The sequence below is a fragment of the Duganella caerulea genome (assembly GCF_040362985.1).
Lineage (GTDB): Bacteria > Pseudomonadota > Gammaproteobacteria > Burkholderiales > Burkholderiaceae_D > Rugamonas > Rugamonas vulcania.
This window is the reverse complement of record NZ_BPWJ01000004.1, coordinates 337,947-360,471: the sequence shown is the minus strand read 5'-3', so window position 1 is coordinate 360,471 and position 22,525 is coordinate 337,947. Positions and strand designations below refer to the sequence as shown.

General features: G+C 59.6%; 20 protein-coding genes. 8 read left to right on the top strand and 12 right to left on the bottom strand.

The genetic code is table 11. The annotated features are described in order from the left end of the window. Positions 1 to 909, bottom strand: a complete 909-nt coding sequence (locus tag ACUJB0_RS14395) for a LysR family transcriptional regulator (RefSeq protein ID WP_444845823.1) — start codon at positions 907 to 909, stop codon at positions 1 to 3. Between the two features lie 126 nt (positions 910 to 1,035). On the opposite strand from ACUJB0_RS14395, the gene ACUJB0_RS14390 reads away from it, so the two are divergent. The 3 genes from ACUJB0_RS14390 to ACUJB0_RS14380 all read left to right on the top strand — a co-directional run bounded on the left by ACUJB0_RS14390 (position 1,036) and on the right by ACUJB0_RS14380 (position 3,026). After that, positions 1,036 to 1,788: an SDR family oxidoreductase gene (locus ACUJB0_RS14390; protein ID WP_444846055.1), complete on the top strand. Its 753-nt coding sequence runs from the start codon at positions 1,036 to 1,038 to the stop codon at positions 1,786 to 1,788. An 89-nt stretch (positions 1,789 to 1,877) separates the two neighbouring features. Then, positions 1,878 to 2,549, top strand: a complete 672-nt coding sequence (locus ACUJB0_RS14385; protein ID WP_444845822.1) for a glutathione S-transferase family protein — start codon at positions 1,878 to 1,880, stop codon at positions 2,547 to 2,549. Positions 2,550 to 2,630: 81 nt separating this feature from the next. Further along, a complete protein-coding gene (locus tag ACUJB0_RS14380; RefSeq protein ID WP_444845821.1) occupies positions 2,631 to 3,026 on the top strand; it encodes a GFA family protein in 396 nt (131 codons plus the stop codon). A 156-nt stretch (positions 3,027 to 3,182) separates the two neighbouring features. Here the strand turns inward: ACUJB0_RS14380 and ACUJB0_RS14375 are convergent, their stop codons facing one another. Continuing rightward, complete coding sequence (locus ACUJB0_RS14375; protein ID WP_444845820.1) at positions 3,183 to 4,097, bottom strand: LysR family transcriptional regulator; 915 nt, start codon at positions 4,095 to 4,097, stop codon at positions 3,183 to 3,185. A 134-nt stretch (positions 4,098 to 4,231) separates the two neighbouring features. On the opposite strand from ACUJB0_RS14375, the gene ACUJB0_RS14370 reads away from it, so the two are divergent. The 4 genes from ACUJB0_RS14370 to ACUJB0_RS14355 all read left to right on the top strand — a co-directional run bounded on the left by ACUJB0_RS14370 (position 4,232) and on the right by ACUJB0_RS14355 (position 9,161). After that, positions 4,232 to 4,768, top strand: a complete 537-nt coding sequence (locus tag ACUJB0_RS14370) for a carboxymuconolactone decarboxylase family protein (RefSeq protein ID WP_444845819.1) — start codon at positions 4,232 to 4,234, stop codon at positions 4,766 to 4,768. Positions 4,769 to 4,816: 48 nt separating this feature from the next. Continuing rightward, a complete protein-coding gene (locus ACUJB0_RS14365; RefSeq protein WP_444845818.1) occupies positions 4,817 to 5,905 on the top strand; it encodes an alkene reductase in 1,089 nt (362 codons plus the stop codon). A gap of 127 nt (positions 5,906 to 6,032) precedes the next feature. Then, positions 6,033 to 6,977, top strand: a complete 945-nt coding sequence (locus ACUJB0_RS14360; RefSeq protein WP_444845817.1) for an ADP-ribosylglycohydrolase family protein — start codon at positions 6,033 to 6,035, stop codon at positions 6,975 to 6,977. A 270-nt stretch (positions 6,978 to 7,247) separates the two neighbouring features. Then, positions 7,248 to 9,161, top strand: coding sequence for a hypothetical protein (locus tag ACUJB0_RS14355; protein WP_444845816.1), 1,914 nt, complete (start codon positions 7,248 to 7,250; stop codon positions 9,159 to 9,161). A 163-nt stretch (positions 9,162 to 9,324) separates the two neighbouring features. Here the strand turns inward: ACUJB0_RS14355 and ACUJB0_RS14350 are convergent, their stop codons facing one another. From ACUJB0_RS14350 to ACUJB0_RS14320, 7 genes are all read right to left on the bottom strand, one after another. Then, positions 9,325 to 9,726 carry a PaaI family thioesterase gene (locus ACUJB0_RS14350; protein ID WP_444845815.1) on the bottom strand — a complete coding sequence of 134 codons (402 nt, stop codon included), beginning with the start codon at positions 9,724 to 9,726 and terminating at the stop codon, positions 9,325 to 9,327. A gap of 11 nt (positions 9,727 to 9,737) precedes the next feature. Then, positions 9,738 to 10,406, bottom strand: a complete 669-nt coding sequence (locus ACUJB0_RS14345) for an alpha/beta fold hydrolase (RefSeq protein WP_444845814.1) — start codon at positions 10,404 to 10,406, stop codon at positions 9,738 to 9,740. After that, complete coding sequence (locus tag ACUJB0_RS14340; protein ID WP_444845813.1) at positions 10,403 to 11,023, bottom strand: putative glycolipid-binding domain-containing protein; 621 nt, start codon at positions 11,021 to 11,023, stop codon at positions 10,403 to 10,405. The genes ACUJB0_RS14345 and ACUJB0_RS14340 overlap by 4 nt, the downstream gene beginning before the upstream one ends. A 34-nt stretch (positions 11,024 to 11,057) precedes the next feature. After that, positions 11,058 to 12,185, bottom strand: coding sequence for a TolB family protein (locus ACUJB0_RS14335; RefSeq protein WP_444845812.1), 1,128 nt, complete (start codon positions 12,183 to 12,185; stop codon positions 11,058 to 11,060). Positions 12,186 to 12,195: 10 nt separating this feature from the next. Continuing rightward, positions 12,196 to 12,933 carry a LytR/AlgR family response regulator transcription factor gene (locus ACUJB0_RS14330; protein ID WP_444845811.1) on the bottom strand — a complete coding sequence of 246 codons (738 nt, stop codon included), beginning with the start codon at positions 12,931 to 12,933 and terminating at the stop codon, positions 12,196 to 12,198. Between the two features lie 5 nt (positions 12,934 to 12,938). Continuing rightward, positions 12,939 to 14,057, bottom strand: a complete 1,119-nt coding sequence (locus ACUJB0_RS14325) for a sensor histidine kinase (protein WP_444845810.1) — start codon at positions 14,055 to 14,057, stop codon at positions 12,939 to 12,941. 122 nt (positions 14,058 to 14,179) lie between these two features. Beyond that, entirely contained in the window at positions 14,180 to 15,274 is a 1,095-nt protein-coding gene (locus ACUJB0_RS14320) for a S41 family peptidase (protein WP_444845809.1), read from the bottom strand. A gap of 127 nt (positions 15,275 to 15,401) precedes the next feature. Between ACUJB0_RS14320 and ACUJB0_RS14315 the strand changes: the two genes are divergently transcribed. Beyond that, entirely contained in the window at positions 15,402 to 20,105 is a 4,704-nt protein-coding gene (locus tag ACUJB0_RS14315; RefSeq protein ID WP_444845808.1) for a DUF3320 domain-containing protein, read from the top strand. Between the two features lie 112 nt (positions 20,106 to 20,217). Here the strand turns inward: ACUJB0_RS14315 and ACUJB0_RS14310 are convergent, their stop codons facing one another. From ACUJB0_RS14310 to ACUJB0_RS14300, 3 genes are all read right to left on the bottom strand, one after another. Beyond that, on the bottom strand, positions 20,218 to 21,201 hold the full coding sequence (locus tag ACUJB0_RS14310) for a zinc-dependent alcohol dehydrogenase family protein (RefSeq protein ID WP_444846054.1): 984 nt from the start codon (positions 21,199 to 21,201) through the stop codon (positions 20,218 to 20,220). A gap of 34 nt (positions 21,202 to 21,235) precedes the next feature. After that, the gene (locus ACUJB0_RS14305; protein ID WP_444845807.1) at positions 21,236 to 21,673 is read right to left on the bottom strand and encodes a universal stress protein; all 438 of its coding nucleotides are present in this window, start codon (positions 21,671 to 21,673) and stop codon (positions 21,236 to 21,238) included. A 75-nt stretch (positions 21,674 to 21,748) separates the two neighbouring features. Next, positions 21,749 to 22,393, bottom strand: coding sequence for a Clp protease ClpP (locus ACUJB0_RS14300; RefSeq protein ID WP_444845806.1), 645 nt, complete (start codon positions 22,391 to 22,393; stop codon positions 21,749 to 21,751). Positions 22,394 to 22,525: the final 132 nt, after the last annotated feature.

Genomic DNA, 22,525 nt, shown 5'->3' with positions numbered 1-22,525 from the left:
TTAGGCCAACGGAAAAGGGGTACGGCTGTTCAAAGACGGAATCCTGGAAAATACCTCAGCCATGAAGTCCATAAACACGATCGCCCTCGTGGGGAGCAGTCTGTTTGCCACGTAGACGATCTGCACCGGGACTGGTGGAACAGCATGGTCGGTCAGGATGAACTGCAACTGACCGCTGTTCAGTCCATCCTCAAACAGCCACGCAGGGCCATGTCCTATGCCCAAACCCGCCGCGACCGTAGTGCTCACAGCATCGGGAGAGTTCACTCTCAGCCTGCCTGAGACCGGAATTTCAGTATCCCGGAACCGCCAGGTCGCCCCGGACGAGAGCAAGGTATAAATGACGCAGTCGTGGTCGCGCAGGTCTTCCGGCGTTTGAGGGATTCCGCGTTTGGCGAGGTAATCCTTGCTGGCCACGAAGACGCGGTCATACCATCCAAGTGGCCGCGCGCGCAAAGCACTGTCCTCCAGATGTCCGATGCGAATGGCGAGTTCGGTCCCTTCGTTGACCAGGTCTACGTAGCGATCGTTAAGCTGCAGGTCCAGCGTCAATTGCGGATAGCGCTGCAGGAAAGCCGGCACGTGTGGCAGTACGAACGCGCGCGCGAGCGCTGTCGGGCAGGCGACGCGCAAGAGCCCCGATGGCTCGATGTTATTCCTGAACGACGATTCGGATTCATCGACCGCATCCAGGATGCGCCGGATGTCCACATAGTAGCGTTCCCCCTCCGGCGTCAAAGACAACTTGCGAGTTGACCGGTGCAGCAGACGGGTCTGCAAATGATTTTCCAGCGCAGCCACATAGCGACTCACATTGGGTTGTCCCAGGCCCAGGTCGCGCCCTGCAGCGGAAAAGCTTCCGGTTTCTACCGCGCGGGCGAAGCATGTCATCAAAAGGAATCGGTCCATGCGATCACCATTATTTATGCAAATTAAGCATGGATTATATGTGAAATCATAGTCTTATCTATTTTTTAGTATGAGTGCATGATGCTCTTCATCGACCAAGTCGGTCGTCATCTACAGGAGAAATCAATGTCGCGCTTACAAGGAAAACGTACTCTCATCACTGGCGGCACCAGCGGTATCGGGCTGGAAACCGCGAAGCAATTTCTGGCCGAGGGTGCCCGCGTCATCGTCACGGGCGTCAATCCCGAGTCGATCGCAAAAGCTAAAGCCATACTGGGACCAGACGTTCCGGTGCTGCGCGCCGACTCGGCCAGCGTTGCTGCGCAAAAGGAATTGGCACAAGCCGTCAAGGATCACTACGGCCAACTGGACGTCGCCTTCCTCAATGCCGGCGTATCGGTCTGGCAGCCCATCGAAGCATGGACGGAAGAGATGTTCGACCGCTCTTTCGACATCAATGTAAAGGGTCCCTATTTCCTGCTGCAGGCTCTGCTCCCGGTGTTCGCGAATCCTGCTTCTGTGGTGCTGACCACCTCCGTCAGCGCGCATGCCGGCGCAGACCGTTCGTCCGTATATGCGGCCACGAAGGCGGCATTCCTGAATATGTCGAAGACCCTTTCGACTGAATTGCTGGCACGCGGCATCCGTGTCAACGCAGTCAGCCCGGGGCCAGTGGATACGCCCCTCTACGACAAGCTCGGAATCCCCGACGCGTATCGCGAGCAGGTTAACAAGGAAATCGCGGCGAGCATTCCACTGGGCCGTTTTGGCACCTCCGACGAGGTTGCCAAAGCTGTCATGTACCTGGCTTCGGATGAGTCGCGTTGGACGGTGGGCTCTGAAATCGTGCTTGACGGCGGCCGTCTGCTGAACGGCTAAGCGATACCTCTCAGCATAAGAGAGGAAACAGTGCGCTGACTTGTTGTGCTCTGTTTCCTTTTCATTAACCCACCGAACGTGATATCAACATGACTACTCTTACCCTGATTAGCCACCCGCTCTGTCCATTTGTTCAACGCGCAGCAATCGTACTTCTTGAAAAAGGCGTGGAGTTTGATCGGATAAACGTAGATTTGTCCGCGAAGCCAGACTGGTTCCTGGCGCTTTCACCGACGGGCAAGGTGCCACTGCTTAAGGTGAGCCAGGACAATTCGGAAGACGCGATTCTGTTTGAAAGTGCCGTCATCTGTGAATACCTTAACGAAACACACGAGAAAACGCCGATGTATCCTGTTGATGCAGTGTCGCGTGCGCGGCACCGCGCATGGATTGAGTTCGCCGTTCAGACCTATGCTGAAGGTTGGCAGTTCCTTCACGCACGGGATTCTGCAACCGCTGATAGCAAGCGTGCGTCATTTCGTGAACGGTTGAGTAAGTTGGAGTCCGAAATAGGTAAAGGTCCGTTTTTTTCGGGAAGCACTTTTGGAATGGTTGATGCAACGTACGCCCCGCTTTTTCGTTACTTCGGATTCGTGGATGCGTTAGTTGCGCAGCAGGTGTTCGAAGGTCTTCCACGTATTTCAGCATGGCGTACAGCGCTCGCTGAGCGACCTAGCGTTAAGGCTGCTGTCGTGGATGATTATGCCAGTCGCTTCCTGATACATCTTCGTGATCAAGGTGCGCTCTTGGCTCAAGCCTGACTCTCTTTATTGTTACTCTTGCGGGTGTGATGTTGGGCCAGGATTATTCTATTAGAGCACCAAATTAAGAAGGGAAAACTCATGAGCAAACACAATGCGGTATGCAGTTGCGGCCAACTGAATCTGAGCGCAGCTAACGATCCGGTGCGCGTGTCACTTTGTCATTGCCAAGCGTGCAAGAGGCGCACAGGTAGCGCATTCGGCTATCAAGCACGATTTGCTCGCGAAAGTATCACCATCACTGGAACGCAAACTAAGTATGTTCGTACAGGTGACTCAGGCGGCACCGTAACATTTAGTTTTTGTCCACAGTGCGGAGCGACAGTTTTTTACGAAATCGCTAGCCTGCCCGATATTATTGCTGTTCCTGTGGGCGCATTTGCCGATGAAGAATTCGCTACGCCGTCAGTGTCGATATTCACCAATAATAAGCATCCATGGGTAGAATTGCCGGATACGGTTCAATGTCTAGCTTGATATCAAAGAGTGACCACGGAATTCGAAAAGAATAATAAGCTACGTTGCTATTGGACTATGCCTCGCGCACTAGAACACAATATCAACAAGTCGAAAAAACCGCTTCCTCCCTAGAAGAAGCGGGTTTTTTGTTGTCCTGCAAAGTTCGGAAAGCCGTCACGTCAGCGCCGCCGACAGGTGCGCCACCAACGCCCGCACCTTGGCCGAATGCTTGCGTTCGGGCGGGCTCACAAGGTGAATCGGAGTGCGCGGCGACTCCCAATCGGGCATGAGTCGCACAACTTCTCCGCTCGCCAACTCGCTGTCGAGCAGCCAGGTGGGCAGGTAGCCGATTCCCATGCCCATCGCCACGGACGCGCGTAGCACCTCGCTGCTGTTGGTCTGAATATGTCCCTCGACCCGAATACTCTTGACGGTTCCCGTCGCCTCGGACGCGCCCGCGCCCGCCGTAAACACCCATAAATTGCTGTTGGCCATCTCCGTGTAGACGATGCATTCGTGCGCCAGCAGGTCTTCCGGACTGACGGGAGGGCCAACGCCCTTGGGAAGGGCACGCAGGTAGTCGCGGTGGGCGAGCAGCATGCGATCCGATGTGCCGACGCGCTTGGCGATCAGCCCGCTGTCCGGCAGCTCGCCGATCCGCACCGACACATCGATCCCCTGTTCGACCAGGTCGATGAATCCATCATGCAGGCGCAGGTCGATTTTGACGTCGGGGTGTGCCGCCATGAACGACTTCAGCAGGGGCATCAGCTTCCGATGGCCAAAAGCTACCGAGGCGGCCACTCGAATCCAGCCGCGCAGCTGCCCCGCGCCGTTGACGAGGCTGGATTCGGCCTCGGCAATTTCGGCGACCAGCCTGCGCGCCTGCTCGAAATAGCGGCCGCCTTCTTCGGTCAGGGCAAGCGAGCGCGTCGTCCGGACCAGCAGCTTCGCTCCCAGCTCCTTCTCCAAGGCGGCCACCTGCTTGCTGATGGCGCTTTGGGTGGCGTGGAATTCGTCGGCCACGGCGGAAAAGCTGCCGGACTCGACCACTCTCACAAACGTTCGCATTGCCGACAGCTTGTCCATACTCGCCCTATATATTCCATTTGTTACTAAATGATAGTGCGAAAACTGGGCTATATCAACCAAAGAGAATCAGTCAAAGTAGAGCCATCGATCAAGCAAGTCCATCGTTTCTCAACCACTACCAGGAGATTTTCATGACCACCATCAACGTTCCGACCCGCGAAGAAGTCAGCCCAGCCAACCAAGCGATCTTTGACAACCTCAAAAAAGGCTTCGGCATGGTCCCCAACCTGTTCGCCACCTTGGCCCACTCGGAGAACGCCCTCGCGACCTACATGGCGTTTCAAGGCGCCAAGAGCAGCGTCACCGGCAAGGCGCGCGAGGTCGTCAACCTTGTCGTCAGCCAGGTGAACGAATGCGAATACTGCCTGGCCGCGCACACCATGGTCGGCAAAATGAGCGGCTTCACCGATGCGCAAATCATCGAGATCCGCCGTGGCCACGTCAGCTTCGACGCCAAGCTCGACGCGCTGGCCCGCTTGACCAAAGGCATCGCGCAAAGCCGCGGCCATGTCGATCACGGTCTGGTCGAGGCGTTCTTCGCCGCCGGCTGGACCAAGGAAAACCTGGTGGACACCATCGTCGCCATCGGCGACAAGACCGTGACCAACTACCTGCATTCGACCACGCAGATCCCGGTCGACTTTCCCGCCGCCCCACGGTTGGATTGATTGAACACGCCAATTCCACATTTCACTTCACCTCGAGAGGCACCACCGATGAATTCCCTTTATGACCCACTAGCATTGGGCGATCTGCAACTGAAGAACCGCGTCTTCATGGCGCCATTGACACGTAATCGGGCGCAACCGGATGGCGTGCCGGGGATGTGGACGGCGACGTACTACAGCCAGCGCGCATCGGCCGGTTTGATCGTGTCGGAAGCGACGCAAATCTCCGCGATGGGGACGGGCTATGTCAATACGCCGGGCATTTATACGGCCGAGCACATTGCGGGATGGCGCCAGGTTACGCAGGCGGTCCATGATGCGGGTGGACGCATCTTTCTTCAGCTCTGGCATGTTGGCCGCATCTCCCATACCAGCCTGCTTCCGGACAACGCGTCGCCATTGGCCCCCTCGGCGATCACGGCCAAGAGCCAGACCGTGGTTGCGACGGGTTTTGTGGACGTGTCCGAGCCGAGGGCGATGACGCTGGCGGATATTCGCCAGACCGTCGAGGAGTACCGTCAGGCGGCGGTCAACGCCAAGGAGGCGGGCTTCGACGGGGTCGAGATCCACGCCGCCAACGGCTACTTGATCGATCAATTCCTTCAGTCGAAGTCGAACGTGCGCACGGACGACTACGGAGGTGCCGCCTCGAACCGGGTGCGGTTTCTCCGCGAAGTTGTCGAGGCCGTGCTTGATGTCTGGGAGCCGAGCCGCATCGGCGTGCGCATTTCCCCCGGCGGCACGTTCAACGATATGGCCGACGCCAACCCGACGGAGACGTTTTCCCATGTCGTTGATGTTCTCAATGCGCTGCGTGTCGGCTACTTGCATGTAGTGGAAGCCTCGCCGGGGCAGGTGCCCGCGAGCGAGGGCTTGCCCGAGCTGTTCGGCCATATGCGCGCGATGTGGAACGGTATCTACATCGTCAATGGCGGGTACGACGCCGCGCGGGGCGAGCTGGCCGTCTCCAGCGACCGCGCCGACGCTGTGGCCTACGGACGCCTGTTCCTCGCCAATCCAGATTTGCCGAAGCGCCTGCGCCACGGCGGACCGCTGAATGAAGCTGATCCATCGAGCTTCTACGGCGGCACCGAACGCGGCTATATCGACTATCCAACGTGGGGCGCAGAGGTTTAAGCGGAAGGCTGTTCCCCGAAGCGTGACGGGCGCAGAAGATCGGCACGGTGTGACAAACCGTGAGCTTCTCGTAGAGGCAAGAGTGTTATGCTGGCTCGGATAATGCTCGGATAGCTGAAGGAACTTTATGCCGCAAGACAGATGGGAACGGATTCGCGGTGGCCTGTATGGCTTGCTCATCGGAGATGCACTCGGCGTACCTTATGAGTTTTCATCTCCGGAAGACATCCCTGAGCGACACCTCATTGAAATGTCCCCACCCAGTGGATTTGCGCGAGCACATCGCGCTGTCCCTGTCGGAACCTGGAGCGACGACGGCGCGCAAGCGTTGGTGTTGTTGGAATCTTTGGTAGCGTGTTCGTCGCTCGATCTCAAACAGTTCTCCGACGGATTGCTGGCCTGGTATCGCACGGGATTCATGACACCTGACGGGCACGTTTTCGACATCGGCATCCAGACGATGCAAGCACTTGGCAACTATGCCCGAAGCGGCGATCCCCTCACATGCAGCCCTTCCGATGAACGGAACAATGGAAACGGCTCATTGATGCGTGCGCTTCCATGCGCGTTTTTTTTGACGCCGACCTCAACGGATATTATCGCTCGCGCCAGAAAGCAAAGCATGCCGACTCATGCGCATCTGCGGTCGCAACTGGCCTGTGCACTCTACGCGCTCATGGCTTGGCAGATGGTGGAGGGGAGAACGCCTATCGAGGCGCTGGATTACGCGCAGGGTACACTTGAGGAAGCAGTTCATCCGACCGAGCGGCTTGAGTTAGGCATCGTATTAGATGGTCGCTTGGAACCGTCCAAGGGGTCGGGATATGTGGTCGACAGTCTATGGTCTGCAATCCGATGCGTTCTCGCTACTTCGGACTATGAGGCCTGTCTCCGTAACGCCATTGCTCTTGGAAATGACACCGACACGACAGCCTGCATCGCCGGCGGCTTGGCCGGCATCCTCTATGGTGAGCGAGGAATTCCAGTCCGCTGGACGGAGGCTTTGAACGGTCGAGCAATCGTTGAAAATGTGCTCAGTCGCTTGGCAATTACCCAGGCAGCTGTGGCTTAAAGCTGCCCCTCGCCCTACCTCAAAGTCCTTCGTCATGTGCAGAGTCATCGCTACCCGGTAGAACTATAGTACGCCGTGACACGGCACGGTATCTGGATTTGATCTATACCGTTTAGCTAATTTTGATGCCGAATGGCACCCGGGACGCCTTAGCTTGGTGCTGACGCAACCGAGCATAGCACCTCTCGTAGCCCATCGAAGACGGGAATTGTCCATTCGATAATTCATGATGGCGTGATAATATTGGCAATTAACTTACAGGAAGACTTTATGAATAGGATAAATGCGCTATCGTACAAGGTTTTCTTTGCAATATTACTTGCCACATTGCATGGAGCAGCACAAGCCACCACGATATATTACGTCGATAATAGTACCGGAAATGACACCAATAACGGGACTAGCCCGAGTACCGCTTGGAAGACGCTGGGAAAAGTCAGTAGCGCTAAATTAAGCGCAGGTGACTCGGTGCTGTTCAATCGGGGCGGAGAATGGCGAGGCTCGTTGACCACCAAGCCCGGCTCGGCCGCTGGCGGCAAGATTGTGTATGGCGCTTACGGTGCGGGAAACAAACCTCGACTGCTGGGATCCGTTGCATTGAACAATCCCGCTTATTGGGTAGAAACGTCCAGTGGCAGCCATTTGTGGGAGACCCAGGCGGTCTTGGTAGGCAGCGAGCAGTTGCTGCAACCTTACATTACATATAGCGCCACCTTCAAGAACGACGCCTCCGAGACAAAAACATACGCGACATTCGCCAATGATTATTCCAACCACTCCGCCAATACGAGCTATAGCGTAAAGGTCGCGATGCAATATGCAAGTAGCGTAAACCCGAATGTTCAGATTTTCAGGCCCATAAACCAAATTGTCGCTGGGCGCTATTATAAGTTCTCTTTTAATGGACGCGCCGATCAGCCAGTGACGTTGTCGGTTCCAACGATCATTAGCAGCAGCTATGGTAGCTATGCTACCCAGGTTGCACCGGTCGCCGCTGGCCCATCCCTTGGGACTGCCTGGGCATCATATGAGTATTATTTCTACGCCAGCACGACTGCCACGGATGCGAGTGTCCGTCTGTTCTTTGGCAATGTGCCGGCCGGCGCGAATTTGAATATCGACTCGTTCAGCGTGCTCGAATACGATGGCATCTTCAACAACGACGTGGGCAATTTGATTTTCGATGATGGTGCGTCTCTTGTCGGCTTCAAGAAACTGAGCGCTGCGGCGCTCGCACAAAGTGGCGATTTTTGGTACGACGCCACGAGAAGCAAAATCCGCTTGTATTCGGTCCTGAACCCCGGCTCGGCATATTCTCAGCTCGAAGCGGCAGTCACCCAAAGTATAGTTAATGCCACTAGCGATGTGGAGTTACATGATCTGGACCTGCGTTACGGCGGCGCGCACGGCGTGCGGTTCCTGCGTGATACGTCGCGCGTGCTCGTGGATGGGCTGAGCCTCTCTTATATCGGTGGGGGCATGCTTGATGCAACGACCCGCTACGGTAATGGCATACAGTTTTGGGAAACAACAAACGAAGCCGTAGTCAGCAATAACACTTTGTCCCAAATTTATGATTCCGCTCTTACTGCTCAAGGCAGAGCTCCTGGGGTGGTGAACGGTATCACCGTCAGCAACAACTATATCTCCAAAGCCGAGCAGTGTTATGAGCTGTGGTCGAGTAGCGCCAATGGCGTAACCTCCACCATGACAAATGTGACCTTCACTCGGAACACCTGTGTGGGCTCGGGCTCGGGTTGGAGCCACGCCCAACGCCCGATTCTGGTGGGTTACGATGTGATGCTGTACGTGAATACTGGCACGACTTCGAATGTCAAAATTACCGACAACATTTTTTACAACGCTATCAATGGCGTTGTATACCTGGATCTGCCCTGGAGCGGCTACCAGGCGATCGACTTCGCGGGAAATTGCTACTACCCTAAGCAGAGTACTGATGCGAACTTGGGCAAACTGCTACAACTGGACGTCACCTCAGGGAACACCGGGCCCGCCACGCCGGTGTCAACCAAGAGCGTGTCCGTCTTTAATTCTGCGTTTGCCAGCAATACCTCGGCTTCTACATTCGGCGATCCGGCGATGATTTCATCGGGCAGCCTGCTCGTACCGAATCCAGTTGGTGGGTGTTCGGGCAAGGGATATGTGCCGCCGTTCGGCAGCTGATCAGTATGGTCATCCGAAATATTAAAGCGCACCGTGGCAAGCAGCCGGTATTCATCAACAGCTCGACTGGCTGTGTCACTCGTTATAGCTTCCCCATTTGTGCTGCTGAGTGGCGCTTTGTCGCCGCGCTGCTTCCCTGATTTTGCCACTTGACCCGGCTAAATCAACAGCGCACGTAGGTGATGACGTGGTGCGCCAACAGGTCGCCGTTTTCGTTCAGGCATTCCGCTGTGCCATACGCGGTGCGCTTGCCTAGCTTGAGCAGGCGCGCCGTGCACAGGATGTCTTGTTCTTTCGCGCTGCGGAGGAAGGTTGTCTTGATATCGGTCGTTACCCATTGCTCGCTGGTGCCGCGCTCGGTCATGATGGCTAACCACATGGCCACGTCGGCCGCTCCCATGATCGTCATTCCGCTGACAATTCCGCCGGGCCGTTCCAGGCTGCGGCTAAATGGCACGGTCACGGTGCATTGTCCTGACTCGCAATTGGATACAAACAGTTTATACGGTTCCAGGAATGCCGATGCCGCGAGTACCGCGTTCAGCTCGTCGAGAGAGGCCATCATTTGACTTGTTTTCATGTAGTGAGTTCTTGAACCAAATTTAGAAAATCCCCTGGCGCCTCATCGATGATGCCATGCCCGGTTGGCAGCGACTTCACTATCCAGCCCGGATCAAGCTTCAAGCGCTCGTAGGTTGAGGTGAAGGGCGTGTGATCCCATCCGCTCGCATAGATGAACATCTTTTTCGGAATCTCTTTCCACCGGCCTTCGAGATGTATCGCCTGACGAAACGCCGCAAGCGGATGGGGAACGCGTCTCGGATCGGTGCCGGGTGGCGGAGTCACGCTAAAGCCGTCCGCCGCCGATCGATCTATCGCAAGCTTGCGGAAATAGTCCCCGGCCAGCGTCCACCAGGCATCGCCATCCTCCGGGACAAATGCGTCCACATACACCAGTGCGGCGATCTTGTCTGGCAACCTGTCCGCGACTCCGGTGATGACCATCCCGGCATAACTGTGACCGCAAAGAATAACGTCGCCAAGATTCTCGAAGGTGAGAACGTTGGCTACATCCATGATGTGCGTGCCCAGGTTCGGGCGGGCGTGCGCGAGATGGACGCGTTCACCGAGGCCGGTCAACGTGGGCGTGTAAACGTCGTGTCCAAGACCGCGCAGTGTCCGCGCTACGGAAGCGTAGGTCCAGCCGCCGCGCCAGCCGCCATGGACCAGAACAAAAGTATTCATCGAAGATCTCCATGCACTCTGCGGAACATGGGCGGGTAGTCGAGCACCAGCCCGTGCTGGTCCACGTCCAGTTCGGCGAAAAACCCGCCGGGAATTCCGTCGTACCTGTAACGCGAACCGGCGACGAGGCAAGTATAGCGTTGTCGTGCGCGCCGGGGCAGGAACTGCGCTGCGATCTCGCTTGGCAAAGGAATGTATGCGACCTCGATCTCCGCGCTTGCCTGCGCTGCCAGTTTCAGCCGCCTGATCGGCAGGGTATTGGTTGCCGGCGTGACGCCAATGTCGACGTCCAGGCAACCGTCAAGAGAGGAGAGCGGCTCACCGCTGAGCCGGTCCCACCATCGCCCTTGACCGTCGGCTTCCACCTCCAGGCAAGGGCCGCCCACATACGTGACGCGAACCTGTCGCGTGTGAAAATGCGCATCGGTGCGGACCAGATAATGGGCACCATAATGTCCTTCGCGGGTGCCGATGAGCACTCCTTCGAGGGTGAACCCGTCAGCGGTCTCGGAAAAAAAATGGCACCGTTCCAATCCTTCGGCGTTCCAGTCGCACCAGTGAACTATGGCAGGCATCTGGCCCGCGCTCATTGGTTCGGCTCGCGTCTGGTTTTGCATCAGGACCTCCGATAAGTTGGGCAAGCAAGACAGGTCACCGGCCAGCTTCCGCAGCGCGCGCGTCGAGCCACGGTGCCAGGGACACGCTCCAGATGTTCTGGCTGCCATTGTCCCATTGCTCGCTCCTTGCCAGATCCTCCCGCGCCTGCACGAGCGTACGCGGGAAGCGGACAGCTTCGGTTCGGGTAGTGCTGAAATACAGGGTTCGGCCATCGGGGCCGAGCCGCGCTTCATTGGTATCGACGCCGCCGCTATTGACTCGCTCGCCCAGATCAATCGGCGTACCCCAGCCTTCGCCGCGCCGAAACGCGATCGACAAGCGTTCGGACGCGTTTGGCCCAGGCAGCATCGAGCCGAACACGATGAACGATTCGTCCGGCGCGACGGCCGGGTCGACATCCTGCGTGCGCGGGTCGCCGAACGATTGCGCTACCGGCGACAAGTATGCACCGTTTCGATATTGTGAGCGCCACAGACGAAACGGCGCGTCGGCACCGGCCCGTTCGATAAAGTACAGGCTGCCGTCGCCGGCCACGCTGGGCGCCCACGTGCTGTTGCCTCGGTTGACGGTGGCGGGCAGGTGCACCGGTTCGCCCCAGCCGGCGCCGACGCGGTCGACGCGCCACAGGTTGCCTGCGGGGCCCTTCAAATCGCCTTGCTTGACGGGCCGGTTGGAGACAAAAACCAGGAAGGAGCCGTCCGGCGCCATGCTCGGTTGCTGGTCCATCCATTGCCCCGAGAACGCGGCGATCTGCGGCGGGCTCCATCGGTCGCCGTCCCGCTGTGAGCGCATGATCGTGCTGTTGCGGGAGAAGTAGACCGTGTTCCCATCGGGAGTAAAGGTGGGATCGGCATCATTGGCGGGGCCGGAAATGACGCCCGCCCCGAAAATTTTCGGCACGCCGGCCGGGGGCGTGTCGGCTGCGATGCTGACTTGCTGCGCCAGAACCAGCAACGCGCCGAGCATGCCGGCGCAGGTGGTTACTTTATTGGGCTTGGTGGCATTCATGCGTTCTCGACAGAGATGATGGTTGCTGGGCTTGCTCCGGTTGACATATCCGATTACGGCGCGCTGCCGGCGGATCGACACGCACTGTAATCGGGAGACCAGGCGAAGACGATCAATACTCGACGAATGACGTTTTAGCGCGACGAACTGCACGCGCCCTCGGTCAGCCCGGTAGCGGCAATCCGAGCCGCGCTTTGACTTCCGTGAGATAGCTGCGGCCGACCCTGGCAGGCCGGCCGTCGCGGTCGATGATTTCCCAGGCCCCCGCGCCCAGGTGCCTGAAATGCGCGACGCAGTCGATGCGCACGACCGTGGAGCGGTGCACTTGCACAAACAGCGCCGGGTCGAGGCGGCCAACCAGCGCCGACAGCACGGCGCGCATCAGGTAGGAGCGCGTTTCGACGCTGAGCCGGACATAGTCCCGCTCGGCGTCGATGCGCAGCACCGAATCGGCGGGCACGCGCACGATGCTGCCCGCGTGGGGCACCCAGAAGTCCTGCATCGGCGGCGCGTGGCCTGCAGTGGCCCGACGTGCCGCGAGGAGCTGCTCCGCTCGTTTCACGGCCCGCATGAAGCGGTGCGATTCCAATGGCTTGAGAAGATAGTCGACGACGGCCAGATCGAATGCCTGCGTGGCGAAGTGATCGAACGCTGTCACCAGGATGACGAGCGGCGCGGGATCCCAGGCCTGGATCGCCGTGGCAAGCGCAAGGCCATCCATGCCGGGCATGCCGATGTCGAGAAAGACAAGGTCGGGCCTGTGCGATGCGAGCGCGACCAGGCCCGCCGCTCCGTCGCTGGCGTGGCCGATCACGTCCACCGTGCCGGCTTGCTGGCACATCTGGCGTACCGAGTCGACCGCGAGCGGCTCGTCGTCGATGATAAATGCGCGGATCGGCATCGGTGCTAGCGCCCGCGCAGTGGCAGCAACAACGTCACCCGAAATCCGTTCGGCGACACAGGCCCGGCCGTGCACGTCGCCTTGCCGTCATACTGCAGGGCCAGACGTTCGGCGACGTTTTTCAGGCCGATGCCCGTGCCTGTTGGCGCCGTGCCCACATGAACTGCATCGTCCTCGATCACAATCTCAAGCTGGCCGTCGGGCAGGACGCGGGCCAGGATCTGGATCAGCACAGGCTCGACTGAACAGCCCAGCCCATGCTTGACGGCGTTCTCGATGAGCGGCTGCAACAGCAAGCTTGGTATCAGCGCGGCTGCGGCCTGCGGGGTGACGTCCACCCGCACCTGCAGGCGCTGTGGAAACCGCCGGCGCTCAAGTTCGAGATAGCCGACCTGTATATCGATTTCGTCGGCCAGGACGGCGTCGGCCAAGGGATCGGCTGTCAGGCTGTAGCGCATGAAGCGCGCGATCTGCCCGATCATCACTTCCACTTCGCCCATGTCACCGCGCCGGACGAGCGTCATCAACGAGTTGAGGACGTTGAAGAGGAAGTGCGGATTGATCTGGTAGCGCAAGGCGCGGATTTCGGCGACGCGGGCCGCGGCTCGGTGGGCATTGGCACGCGAATCGGCGAGCCTGGTCGCGGCCGCCGACGCCAGGGACAGGCACAACATGCCCCACGCAAGGAAAACAAAGGTCCAGCTGATCAACAAGTCTGAAATGGCGACAACGATCTGGTGGTTGATGCATGGCGTATCCACGTTGCAATCCGCACCAGGCATCGGCGCGATGACGTAAAACACCAGCACGTTGACGGTGGCAAAAGCCGTCCCGAAGGGCAGGCTCATGCTCACTGTCAGCAGGATCTTCCGGCGCAACGAGGCCATTGCGGTCCGTTCGAGTACCCGATACATGAGCCAGGACAGCGATATGCCCACAGTCGCCACCGCCGCGCGGCGTATCAAGGACTCGGCTTGATGGTCGATCCCGAGCAGTGCGGCCCGCAAGGTGTACATGGTGACGAAAGCCAGCCAGAACAGCGCAAGGGCCGCGGCAACCGCGCGCCGTGGAACGGGCGGCGCGGGTGCGTGTGCTGCGGCGGAATCGACAATTTGCTCGGACACTGCCAGGGCTACCAGGTAGGTTTGGACAAGGATGCGGGATCGGTCAACGGGGCACGGTTGACCGGTCAGATCGTAGCGTATTGCGCCGCTACGAGAAAGACAAATTTTTCCTCAGCCCGATATTACAAAGCCGCTTCCAAATTGGCGAGTTTCTTTTCAAGGTCCGCGCGCTCTCCGGGGTCTTTAACTTGCGCCATGACCTGGCGCAGGGCTAGCGAGTTCGCTTTTGCAAGGGCCTTGTCGGCCGCGACGGCAATGTCCGGTTTGACTCCGGTACCTTCCCAGTTGCCGTTTGTGATCAGGTTGATCGAACGCCCGACCGGGATGATGGCGACCATGTTCGGATCGATAGTGAACGGACGGATCGGATGCGCGCCGCCGCCGCTGGTTTCGCCAACCACGGTGATGCGCTTGAGGGCCTGGAGGTTGTACGTGAAATCTTCGGCTGCGGAGAAGGTTTTGCCGCTGGTTAGCACATACACAGGCTTATCCGCGCCGAAGCGCGGTCCCGGAACGGATGGATCGCTCCAGAAGGAATTGGTTTCATTATCAGCCCGGAAGTAGATGTCCGACAGATGGACCTTCTGATCGCCGAGCAGGTAGCTTGCCACGAACGCCACCATGCGCGGGTCGCCACCGCCGTTCTGGCGCAGGTCGATGATCATCGCGTTGCCATTGGCTGCCAGGTTCATGGCCGCCGTTGCGGCTGTCTTGGCGAAGTCCGCGTTAAAGAACCCGTTCAACTTGAGGTACATGATATTGCCCGGCAGGCGCTCCACCTTTTCAATGCCGAAATTGAGGTAGGTCCCGGACTCGAGGCGCTTCTTAACCTCGGAAGGCATGACTTGCGTAGGCGCGGGACGAGGCATGTCGGGCTTTGCCTCCGGGACGTAGCGGATGTTCAGGTGCTTGTCCGGGGTGACGGCATGGACATGGGCCGTCAGCAATTCCGCGAATTCCGCGTGCGTCGCAACCTTCTCGTAGTCACCCTTGCGCAAATGGTCGCGGATGGCGGCGGCCATTTTGTCGCCCAGGTCGGCGTAGACGTATTGGGAGGAGAGGTTTTGAGCCAACAGGTCGACGGCCGCGGCCTTGCTTGCGGCGCTCAACGGCTGCGACTGTTGCGCTGTTGGGGCCGGCCGCTGTTCTTGTGCGCCTGCGTTGGTGAGGGCGATGGCGCAGATGGCCATGACTGCTGCGGGAAGAAATTTACGCATTATTGGGCTTGTCTCCGTAAAAAACGAACAATTCATAAGGGCTTATGCATTTCGATACTAAGTCAATATTTACAAATCTGCAAACCATTTCAATTAAACTGGCACCTGCCATGTAAAGGAGTGAGCCGTGAGTGATGAGAACAACGAGGTGCCGACAGAACAATCGTCCCAAACAGGCCTGGTCCGTTTGTTCAACGAGACGCGAAAGCGCCTTGTCGAGACTGGCACGCGCAACCGGCTTATTCATGTTAACCGGGCCAACGTGCGGGGCAATGTCATCAACCTCGTCAACGAGCGTTCCGATGATGTGTACGCCATCCTCTCCACGCACAAGGCCATGCGCTTCCTTGCCATTGGACGCGATCGGGACGATGACGGGACATCTGTTCGCCTTGCGGACGCAGGCGAGCTGGCCTTCGATCCGGGCCGCTACACCGACGCCTACCTCGAGACGCGGATGGGGCCGGACGCGCTGCAGAAACGGCTCTTGAAGATCGCACGCGAGGCGCAAACAGCGGAAGAGGAATCCGGGGTTAACATCCTTTATCTGGCGCTCGGCTTCCTGACCTGGTTCGAGGACAAGTCGACTGTCGCTCGCGAAGCGCCGCTGATTCTTCTGCCGGTTGAGCTTACCCGTAACCTGCGCACATCGACTTATGATGTGCGGATCCGGGATGACGAGTTGGTGACCAATCTGCCGCTTCAGCAACGGTTGAAGGAAGATTTCGGCATCCAGTTACCCGAGCTTCACGCTGACGAAGAATGGATACCCTCCATCTATTTCGAGCAAGTCCAGGAGGTCATCCATGGACAGAGGGACTGGCGGATTGAACCCGATGCAATGCAGCTCGGCTTCTTTTCGTTCTCGAAGCTGCTGATGTATCGCGATCTCGCGCTTGAGGCATGGCCGGAAGGAGCGATAGCGAATCACGGCCTGACACGTGGCCTGTTGTTCGAAGGCTTCGAGCCTGCTCCGTCGATCTTCGGCGCCAATGACAAGCTCGACGACATGCTGCCTCCCGAAAAACTTCTGCACGTGGTCGATGCCGATGCTTCGCAAGCCCGTGTGATCGAGGAAGTCAGGTCGGGGCGCAACCTTGTTGTTCAGGGGCCTCCCGGAACGGGAAAATCCCAAACGATCACCAACATCATCGCGGCGGCCGTCAAGGATGGGAAGCGCGTGCTTTTCCTGGCGGAGAAGATGGCGGCGCTCTCCGTTGTTCATGATCGCCTGGTTCGGGTGGGACTGCGGGACGTTTGCCTTGAGCTTCATTCCAGAAACGTCAACAAGAACGCCGTGTTGGCGGAACTGGCGCGCACGCTCGGCGCTGCGGCCGCCGTGCCTTCGACGCCTGGTGCACCGGCGGACCTGACCGCGGTGCGCGATAAGCTCAATCAATTCACCGAGGCGCTTCATCGGCCCATCGGAAACACCGGCGCCACGCCATTTTCGGTGCTGGGCGTACAGACTCGCTACATAGGACTGGGCGTGCCGGCGCCAGGCATCGAGAGCGCCGGCCTGTCCACGATGACGGAGGACGGGGAGCTGCGTCTGCTGGACACCATCAGGCAGTACGGAGACTCGCTAAGGAAGGAGAACGCCAGCGAGAAGCATCCGTTCGAGGGAACGCGCAATCTTGAGCTTCAGCCGGTCGACCTGAAGCGGTTGGAGATTTTGCTATCGGAAGCGCGCGATGCCTTGTCGGCATTGGCCCTCGCGGTTAGTGAAGCCATCGCTCAGTTGCGGATCGATGTTCCGGTTGCGTTCTCGTCGGTCGCTCCGCTTGATGATGTGCTTGCCCGCTTGGAGGGGATGCCTGCGGGCGCGGTCGAGATCGCGAAGGCGCTCCTGTCCGCCGCAGACATCGCGCGAATAAAACAGACCATGACCGACGGGGCTACCTGGCGGTCAGAACGGGATGCGGCTGAGGCCACCTTTGTCGAGTCGGCGTTTTCCGTATCGACCATAACGCTGCGCGGCGCGCTGGCGGCCGGTGTGCATTCGTTCTTTGCGCGATGGGGCGGCGCTTACCGTCGTGCGTCGCGCGAGCTTGCCGGCCTTTTGCGCGGGGCATTGCCCAAGTCGGCCAAAGACCGGCTCGAACTCCTGGATCGCCTGGGAAGTATCGAGGCGTGTAAATTGCGATGGGAGCGCGACGCCGAATATTGCGCTCATGTCTTGCAAGGAGAATGGCGCGGCGAGCTCACCGATTTTCACCGGCTATCGGCAATAGCCGTCTGGTGCGAGCGTCTTGATGGTGCGGCGCTGCGTTGCGCTCCAGATGCGTGGCTGTCCATGGCCGCCGATGCCGGCTCCGTCGCGGCAATGCGGAAGGGCTTGCATGAGCGTGAAGCCGCTGCGCGCCGCAAACTGGGCGAGGTCGTTGGCCTGCTGGACCTGGAGCCACGCTCGCTTGGCGAAGGCGGGCCTGATCGTGCCGATCTGAACGCGGTCGCCAAGCGATGCGATGAGATGGCCAGGTCGACGGACCGCTATGCTGGGTGGAGCAATTTGACCCGCCTTCACAACCGTATCGAGGAAGCTGGCGTGCCTGATCTGGCAAGACGGATGCAGTCCGGCGAGCTCGATAGCGGCAGGGCGGCCATCGAGCTTCGCTATGCGCGGGCCGAACGGCTTTGGCATGTCGCGCGTGATTCGGTTCCCATCTTGCGCGACATGGCGCTTGAGGATAAGCACGACCTGGTCGCGATGTTCGGGGCGCTTGAGCGGCAACGGCTCTCCGAGAACGTCACTAGCATTCTGGCCGGGCATCTGGCCCAAGTCCCGCAAGGCGCGTTGGGCGAGATGAAGGTGGTGCGCGGGGAGATCGGCAAGAAGCGCGGGCATATCGCGCTTCGAAAACTATTCCAGAACGCGGGTACGGCAGTGCAGAGAATCAAGCCGGTTCTGCTCATGAGTCCTATTTCGGTTGCGCAGTTCATCCCACCTGGAGCATTGGAGTTTGATTTGCTTGTGATCGACGAGGCATCGCAGGTCCGGCCGGAGGATGCGCTCGGCGCCATCGCGCGCGCGACCCAGATCGTGGTTGTCGGCGATCAGAAACAACTGCCGCCTTCGTCCTTCTTTGACCGGCTGCTGGCGGATGAGTCCGACGAAGAGCCGGAAGAGGAGGACGATGGCTTGCTGGGCAATGCCGCGAAGCTCGGCATGATGGAGAGCATACTCAGCCTGTGCGAAGCACGGGGGCTCAGCTCACGCATGTTGCGGTGGCATTATCGCTCGCGCGATCCGTCGTTGATCTCGGTGTCGAATCACGAGTTCTATGAGGATGGCCTCATTTTGCCGCCATCGCCGTTGCAGGAGGATCCTGCATATGGTCTGTGCTTCACGCGTGTCGACGGCGTCTATGACAAGGGCGGCAAGCGGGATAACCGTAAGGAGGGGGCCGCCATTGTGGAGCGGGTGGCCGAGCATGCGCGTCTGCATCCGGGCCTGTCGCTGGGCATCGTCACGTTTTCCTCCGCACAGAAGACCTTGATTACGGAACTATTGGAATTCGCGCGCCGTAGCGATGCGGCGCTGGATGCGTTTTTGCGGGAAGGGCAGGCGGAAGACGTGTTCGTCAAGAACATTGAGAACGTGCAGGGAGACGAGCGGGACGTCATTCTGGTCAGCGTTTGCTACGGCCCTACCGTGGCCGGCGGCCGGCTGACCAGTATGACGTTCGGGCCGGTCAACATGGAAGGCGGCGAGCGGCGGCTTAACGTCCTGTTCACCAGGGCGCGCGTGCGCTGCGAGGTTTTCGCCTCGTTCGATCCAGCCGATATCGACCCGAGCCGAACGACCCGCCAAGGCACTCGCATCTTGAAGCGCTTCCTGGATTTTGCGAACAGCGGTCTCGTGAACGACATGGAACCAGCCGGGCTGCAGGCCGACACGCCATTTGAGGAGGACGTTGCCGACGTGATCCGGAGTCTGGGCTACCTGGTCGATTCGAAGGTTGGCTCGGCTGGCTTCCGTATCGATATCGGCGTTCGCCATCCGGACCGTCCGGGAACGTATATCGCGGCGGTCGAATGCGACGGTCAGACCTATCACAGCGCCCAGTGGGCTCGCGAGCGGGATCGTCTCCGGCAGGATGTGCTGGAGCATCTGGGTTGGCGTTTTCATCGGATATGGAGCACCGATTGGTTCTATAGCCGCAGCATCGAGATCGAGCGCTTGCGCGTCGCCCTCGACGATGCGCGAATCGCGGCGGAGGCTGGCGTAAAGATAGAAGGAGCCAATCGCGCGCGTCCGGTGCCGGCCATGGATCTGCCAGTGGAAGCGCCTCCGTCATTTGATGTCTCGCGAGTGGAGCCTCGACAGATGCCTGCCTATCAGCGGGCCCATTTCCCGGTGACTGGCGGACACGAGCCGCATGAGGTGGCCGTTGCCGTGCTGGCGGATCTGGTGAAGCGCATTGTCGATGTCGAAGGACCGATACACATAGAAGAGACCGCCCGGCGCCTGGCGGCCTGCTTTGGAAAGGAAAAGGCGGGCGCGCGCATCGTGACAAAAACGCGCGAGGCGCTCAGCCATGCGCAATCGAATGGGCAGGACCTGCTCTCCGACGGAACGTTTTGGTTTACCCGCCAGCAGTCGGAGGCGCCGCCGGTCAGGGATCGATCGGCTGAGAGCGGTGCGACGATCAAGCCTCTTAGCATCTCCATGCTGGAGGTGACCGCAGCCCTGAAGATGGCGCGCAATGACAACGCGGGCGGTGCCGAGAGCGATCTGATACGGACGGCGGCCAGGTTGCTTGGTTTCCGTCGGGTGGGGCCGGACTTGCAGGAGCGGCTTGCGGCGGGCCTGGAACAGCGGAGTTGATGATATAAGCAAATCTCTTGAGGAGCGGTCGCATCGCGCCGAGGCAGTGGAATAATTTTTAGGTGTCAGCGGCCTGCGGTGGTACGCCCGGCTCCCGTGCATCGAGCAGGGATCAGGGAACCAGCACGGCAGCGCCATCCAGATCGCCGGCGCGCAACGCGGCCAGCGCTTCGTTGGCCTGCGCCAGCGGGAACACCGTCGTGTGGGTTTGCAGCGGGCATTCCGCTGCGAGCTGGAAAAAGGCCAGCCCATCGGCGCGCGTGAGGTTGGCTACGGACCGCAGCGTCCGCTCTCCCCACAGCAGCGCGTAAGGAAACGCCGGCACGTCGCTCATGTGGATGCCGGCGCAAATCACGCTGCCGCCGGCACGGACCGCCGCCAGCGCGCGCGGCACCAAGGCTCCATTCGGCGCGAACAGGATGGCGGCGTCCAGCGGAACCGGCGCGTCTTGCTCGCTGTCGCCAGCCCAGATCGCGCCCAGGCTGCGGGCGAATTCCTGTGAGCGCGTGTCGCCTGGCCGCGTGAACGCATACACCTCGCGTCCCTGATGGCGGGCGATCTGGCACAGGATGTGGGCCGCCGCGCCGAACCCATACAGGCCGATGCGCTGGGCCTGGCCTGCCATCGCGTACGCGCGGTAGCCGATCAGTCCGGCGCACAGCAGCGGCGCGGCGTGGACGTCGTCGTAAGAGGCGGGCAGGCGGAAGACATAGCGCGCGTCGGCCACCATGTATTCGGCATAGCCGCCGTTCAGGTCGTAACCTGTGAAGAGAGCCTGTTCGCACAGGTTTTCATTTTGCCTCGCGCAGTAGGGACAATGGCCGCAGCTGTCGCCCAGCCATGCAACGCCGACGCGGTCGCCGGGTGCATAGCCTTGCACTTCGGCGCCGCAGCGCACCACATATCCGACCGCTTCATGGCCTGGTATCAGCGGTGCCTTGTGTGGCGCCAGTTCGCCGTCGACGATGTGCAGGTCGGTACGGCATACGCCACATGCACTCACCCGCAACAGCAACTGTTGGGGCGAGGGTGTGGGTGTCGCCATGTGCGCGGCGCGCAGCGCCTGGCCCGGCCGATCCAGCAGCATGGCCAGCATTTGGCCATCCGGGCCAAGCGAGCCACTCATGATGTCAGCGGAACACCAGCACCGGGATCTGGCTGTGGGTCAGCACTTTCTGCGTTTCGCTGCCCAGCAACATCCCTTTGACGCCGCGCCGTCCGTGCGAGGCCATGCAGATCAGGTCGCAGCCGTGCAGGCGCGCGGTCTCGATGATCTGTTCGTAGGGCTGGTCGTCGGTGCAGATGACCGTCTTGCATTGCACGCCCATTTCACGCGCGGCCTTTTCGATATCGTCGAGGTAGCGCTGCGCGTGTTGCTGGCTGTCGCGGACATATTCGTCGCGGGTGGCTTCCAGCATGTCGGCATGCGCCGTCAGGACGTGGAAGGGCGCGATCACGTGCACGGCGGTGACCGTGGCGTTGCTCTCCTTGGCGAAGGCGATGGTCTTCTGGATGATGGCGGAGGAAATGGCCGAGCCGTCGGTCGGCAATAAGATGTGCTTGAACATGATCTTCTTTCCGTTGCGTGAGCGAGTGGGTGGCTGGTTACACTGTACTGCGAATCAAATAAATCGGACGTACGACTAACGCTTGCTGCCGCCAGCGATGGCGACCTTGGGCTTGCGCGGCGCGGCCTGCTTGTCTTGTTCGCGCTGCAGGCGCGCCATGCGGCGCCGGATTTCATCCGAGTCCATCCACAGGTCGGAGCCTTTCAGGATGTTCTTGATTTCGCTGGCGGCCAGGAAGGGCTGGCACGTGCGCGACATGAATTTCTCGAACCAGCTGCTGAGCGCCAGCGATTCGGCTTGCTGTTCGTTGCCCTTGCCGGTGAAGACGCCGGAATAGATGTGGAACAGCAGCTGGCAATTGTCGTGCACCACCAGTTCGTCGCCGGCCAGGAAGATGAACGCACCCATCGAATAGGCGCGCGCTTCCAGCACGGTGACCACGTGCGCATTCGACGCCTGCATGTTGTTGATGATCTGGAGCCCGGTGTCGAAGTCGCCGCCGGAGGTGTTCAGATGCAGGAACACCAGGTCGTTCTCGCTGGCGGTGCGCAGGGTGTGGAACAGATCGGTGTAGTAGCTTGCCTGGACGATGCTGCCCGACAGGTAGTAGGAGATCTGCCGCAGCTGCGTGTGGTATTCGTAGCGCATCAGGCCCTGGAACGGTTCCTGCCCGGCATCTTCCGGTTCCTGCTCCTGTTCCTTGAAGAGCGCTGGCCTCATCGTGCAACTCCCGCGGCGGAAGTTTTGTTCGTCACGGAGCGCAGCACCGAAACCACGGACAGCCATAGGGCGCGTGGGCGTGTTTGCGTGCGATAACGTTGAATCACGGGCATGATGGTTCCTTTGTGAATT